This is a genomic window from Methylobrevis pamukkalensis, from assembly GCF_001720135.1.
Classification (GTDB): Bacteria; Pseudomonadota; Alphaproteobacteria; order Rhizobiales; family Pleomorphomonadaceae; genus Methylobrevis; species Methylobrevis pamukkalensis.
In genome coordinates this window covers 1-2,382 of sequence record NZ_MCRJ01000227.1, presented here as the reverse complement: position 1 = coordinate 2,382, position 2,382 = coordinate 1, and the positions used below count along the sequence as shown (strand labels likewise).

Annotated in this window: 2 protein-coding genes; both read right to left on the bottom strand. The window is 63.8% G+C overall.

Translation table 11 applies throughout. The features are described 5' to 3' along the window. Positions 1-58: 58 nt before the first annotated feature. On the bottom strand, positions 59-2,134 hold the full coding sequence (gene fusA / locus A6302_RS20045) for an elongation factor G (protein ID WP_069308490.1): 2,076 nt from the start codon (positions 2,132-2,134) through the stop codon (positions 59-61). A 24-nt stretch (positions 2,135-2,158) separates the two neighbouring features. Continuing rightward, on the bottom strand, positions 2,159-2,382 hold a 224-nt coding region (locus A6302_RS20040), incomplete at its 5' end, for a small ribosomal subunit protein uS7 (protein WP_483428750.1).

The following is a 2,382-nucleotide window of genomic DNA, read 5'->3' as shown; positions in this document are numbered from 1 at the left end:
CTTTAGCCATTGGATTTCTCCATAAACCTTGAGAGCGATGGGGTCCGGGTCACCGGGTTCAGGCGTATTTCGCCTGAACCTCCTGGGCGACCGCTGCCGGCACCTGCTCGTAGTGATCGAACTGCATGGTGTAGCTGGCGCGGCCCTGCGACATGGAGCGCAGGTTGTTCACGTAGCCGAACATGTTGGCGAGCGGCACGAAGGCGGTGATGACATTCGCGTTGCCGCGCATGTCCTGGCCCTGGATCTGACCGCGACGCGAGTTGAGGTCGCCGATCACCGAACCGACGTACTCTTCCGGCGACACGACTTCGACCTTCATCACGGGCTCGAGCAGCGCCGGGTTCGCCTTCTCGATCGCTTCGCGGAAGGCGGCGCGAGCCGCGATCTCGAAGGCGATGGCCGAGGAGTCGACTTCGTGGTAGGCGCCGTCGATCAGCTCGACCTTGACGTCCACGACCGGGAAGCCCGCCAGCGGACCGGAGCCGAGGACCGAGTTGAGGCCCTTCTCGACGCCGGGGATGTATTCCTTCGGAACCACACCGCCGATGATCTTGCTCTCGAAGCTGTAGCCGGCGCCGACTTCGTTCGGCTCGACGACGATCTTGAGACGCGCGAACTGGCCGGTACCGCCGGTCTGCTTCTTGTGGGTGTAGTCGACCTCGACGCGCTTGCGGAGCGTTTCGCGGTAGGCCACCTGCGGGGCGCCGACGTTCACCTTGATGTTGTGCGGCGCGCGACGAAGGATGTCGATCTTGATGTCGAGATGAAGCTCGCCCATGCCCTTGATGCGGGTCTGGCCGGACTCCTGGTCGGTCGACACGTAGAAGGACGGGTCTTCCGACGCGAGCTTCTGCAGGGCGATCGTGAGCTTCTCCTGCTCGGTCTTCGTGGCGGCCTCGACGGCCATCTCGATCACCGGGGCCGGGAATTCCATCTTCTCGAGGATGACCGGCTTCAGCGGATCACAGAGCGTGTCGCCGGTGCGGGTTTCCTTGAGGCCGACGAAGGCCACGATGTCGCCGGCGAAGGCCTCATCGATGTCTTCGCGGGAGTTGGCGTGCATCAGGACCATGCGGCCGATGCGCTCGCGCTTCTCCTTGGTGGAGTTCAGCAGGGTCATGCCCTTGTTGACCACACCGGAATAGACGCGGGCGAAGGTCAGGATACCGAAGGGGTCTTCGATGATCTTGAAGGCCAGCATCGACAGCGGCTCGGCGTCCGACGAGAGACGAACGACCTCTTCCTCGGTCTTGACATCGATGCCCTTGGTCGGCGGCACGTCGACCGGCGAGGGAAGGTAATCGACGACCGCGTCGAGGAGCGTCTGCACGCCCTTGTTCTTGAAGGCCGAGCCGGCGAGGACCGGGAAGAAGGCCGCGGTCAGGACCGCCTTGCGGATCAGGCGCTTGAGGGTCGCCTCATCGGGGTTGTTGCCCTCGAGGTAGGCTTCCATGGCGGCGTCGTCGAGTTCGACGGCAGCCTCGATCAGCTCGGCGCGGGCCTGCTCGGCACGCTCCAGCATGTCGGCCGGGATCTCTTCGTCATGGAAGGCCGCGCCAAGGTTCTCGTCTTCCCACACGACCGCCTTCATGCGGACGAGGTCGACGATGCCCTTGAAGTTGCTCTCGGAGCCGATCGGAAGCTGGATCGGAACCGGACGCGCGCCGAGGCGGGTCTTGATGTCCGAAATGCACTGATCGAAGTCCGCGCCGATCTTGTCCATCTTGTTGCAGAAGACGATCCGCGGCACGTGATACTTGTCACCCTGACGCCAGACGGTCTCGGTCTGCGGCTCGACGCCCTGGTTGGAGTCGAGCACGCACACGGCACCGTCAAGCACGCGCAGCGAACGTTCGACTTCGATGGTGAAGTCGACGTGGCCGGGGGTGTCGATGATGTTGAGGCGCTTGCCGTTCCAGAAGGTGGTCGTCGCGGCCGACGTGATCGTGATGCCGCGCTCCTGCTCCTGCTCCATGTAGTCCATGGTCGCAGCGCCGTCGTGCACTTCGCCGATCTTGTGCGACTTGCCGGAATAGTAGAGGACGCGCTCCGTCGTCGTCGTCTTGCCCGCATCGATGTGGGCCATGATGCCGAAGTTGCGGTAGTCCTCGATTTTGTGCATGCGAGCCATGGCTGCTACTCCAACCCCGTACCGTTACCAGCGATAGTGCGAGAACGCGCGGTTGGCCTCGGCCATCCGGTGCGTGTCTTCGCGCTTCTTCACGGCAGTGCCGCGGTTGTTCGACGCATCGAGCAGTTCGCCCGACAGACGGTCGACCATGGTCTTCTCGTTGCGGCCGCGAGAGGCCGTGATCAGCCAGCGGATCGCCAGCGCCTGACGGCGCTCGGTGCGAACCTCGACCGGCACCTGATAGGTGG

What these genes read in the sequence shown, in the direction of transcription:
- fusA (WP_069308490.1), bottom strand. Translation starts at nt 2,134, where the DNA reads ATGGCTCGCATGCACAAAATCGAGGACTACCGCAACTTCGGCATCATG.